The sequence below is a fragment of the Microvirga sp. P4_G7 genome, from assembly GCF_056401005.1.
The window spans coordinates 1-777 of record NZ_JBFUKD010001073.1; the positions used below are offsets into that span (position 1 = coordinate 1).

Consider the following 777-nt stretch of genomic DNA (forward strand, 5'->3'; position numbering starts at 1 on the left):
CCGGAACGGCGAGATAGCTGCGGACGGGCAAATGCCAATCGGGCATCCCCTGATAAGGGGCGTTCTGACCGTAGCGCGGATCCGTCGTGATATCGTCTGAACGGACGACGCTCTCGCCGGAAAATGTTGGTGCGAACACTTTGGTGGTGCGAACGGACGGAACCGCCTTGAAGGCGTCGGGGGATGCTCCGGCCAATGCAAAGAGGTTGAATCCGTCCTGCGCGTCGCCGTCGCGTCTATAGAAGAACGCTCCGAACTGCGCCTTGGTCAATTCGACGCCGGCGTCCACCACATATTGCACGATGCGCTCGATATCGAGTTCCGCGGCGAGCGCGGTGGCGGTGCGATTGAGGATCTCGAGCGCGGCCGTCTCGGATTCGAGCTCGCTCGTGCGCTGCGCCACATCCTTTTCCAGAAGTGCCGCGTTGGCGGCTTGTTCGCGGAATTGCTGCGAGGCGATGGCCGTCAGCGCGATGAGGGCGAGGAGCGCAATGCCCGCGAATATTCCATAGATCCGCGTCTGCTGCACCCACGGTGCCCAATACGATTCGGTCGGCGCGATGACGCAGATATAGAGCGGGAAGGCTCCCACGTCATGGTAGGAGACGATGCTTCCCCTGCTCCGCGGGCCGTCGACGATGTACGTTCCCAGGAGTGGTTTGCTCGCGATTGCCCGCATGAACGGCTCGCTTTCGATGGGCGCGAACGAGACACCATCTGGTGGTGGGGGGAACTGTGCGAGCACGCGTTGGTCAGCAGCACGGAGCAGCGTGATCC

At 62.4% G+C, this 777-nt stretch carries 1 protein-coding gene; it reads right to left on the reverse strand.

Features of this window, described 5'->3' with window-relative positions; genetic code table 11:
- Positions 1 to 679 (reverse strand): GAF domain-containing protein (locus tag AC1DT3_RS23100; RefSeq protein ID WP_477467493.1); only part of this gene is annotated, 679 nt, incomplete at its 3' end.
- Positions 680 to 777: the final 98 nt, after the last annotated feature.